Below are 1,128 nucleotides of genomic sequence, written 5' to 3'. Positions count from 1 at the left end.
GTTTTTTTGATTTGTCATTTTTCACCTCGTTAGTGATTTTACTCACTTAACTCAGTGTCCAAAACTACTGGTGCGGATCAAGTGTTGGTTTGTCTCTATATGTGGTCAATGGTTCCACTAACCAAGGTAATGGTTAACAATTGCTCAGGAAAAGGTAAGATATTCATAAACATCACGTAGTTAAGAGGTGCTTATGAACAGTCACGATAGACGAAAACGAGTATTGCTTGAGCTTATTGTGTCGCGCGGTCACTCTAAGGAGTTACGCCGTCAGGTTTGCCATGAACACAGCGTCATGATGGTGCGTAATCGATTGAGTAAAGGTGGCATTGTGATTGGGTGGCTTGTCTCTGAGCTGGATGGGTAGAATAACGGTGAAACAATCCATGCTTCACCGTTAAGTGCTATCAAACAGTAGATAGGGCGCTTGTGGCGGTTCTAACAAAACTGAATCAAGCGAGGGGGCGAACCCACCTCGCTTGTCCAGCTTCTACTTCGATTCGTAGGCGAGAGTAAACACCAGAGTTAAGAATTTTCCTCCATGAAACTCAAAGCCACAAAGTGCCCCCTTGAGCATCCATGTTAAGATTATCAGCGTCATGCACAAAGTGATTAAACTGAGTAATCCGATCTTAGTTTTTGGCATTTATTCTTGCCCCTTATCTGAATAGAGGCTAAGATTCGTATTGCTAGATACATACTCAAACCTCGTTAGTTTTTATAGAACTTTCGGGGTTTTTGTTTATTTACCGTCCGCAAACTCGGTTGCTTTCGGTAAATCACCAAAAGCGCCCGCCGCTATTCTATGGCCTTTCTGGTTTTAACTCTATCATTTTCGGTTCTGTCGCAAAGTTTTCGTTAGATGCAGACGTGCCGATCTCTAGATACAATTAGGCAGCGAGCGCATAAAAGCCCTCCCAAACGGGTAAACTTAAATCGCCGACTTGCCCCCGTTTAATCTGCGTCCAGACTTCTTGCCCTGACATCGTAGCTGTAGCTCCTTCAATAGATTTCCATCCTAATGCCTGAACCATCTTTTGCTTAATTGGTCGATGACTTTGCTCCACTATATTATTGAGGTATTTCACATCGACAATCTCTATCAAATTCAGCATAAAAACAATGTTT

2 protein-coding genes are annotated in these 1,128 nt (G+C 42.6%); one reads left to right on the top strand and one right to left on the bottom strand.

The genetic code is table 11. The features are described 5' to 3' along the window. Positions 1-193: 193 nt before the first annotated feature. Entirely contained in the window at positions 194-367 is a 174-nt protein-coding gene (locus RH85_RS23170; RefSeq protein WP_006712121.1) for a hypothetical protein, read from the top strand. Positions 368-890: 523 nt separating this feature from the next. On the opposite strand, the gene RH85_RS10085 is transcribed toward RH85_RS23170, so the two are convergent. After that, a partial coding sequence (locus RH85_RS10085) for a DDE-type integrase/transposase/recombinase (protein ID WP_006712119.1) occupies positions 891-1,128 on the bottom strand: 238 nt, incomplete at its 5' end.

Origin of the sequence: Vibrio ichthyoenteri ATCC 700023, assembly GCF_000222605.1 — a bacterium.
Classification (GTDB): Bacteria; Pseudomonadota; Gammaproteobacteria; order Enterobacterales; family Vibrionaceae; genus Vibrio; species Vibrio ichthyoenteri.
Note: the sequence above shows the minus strand (reverse complement) of the source record. Positions and strands in the feature narration are given on the sequence as shown.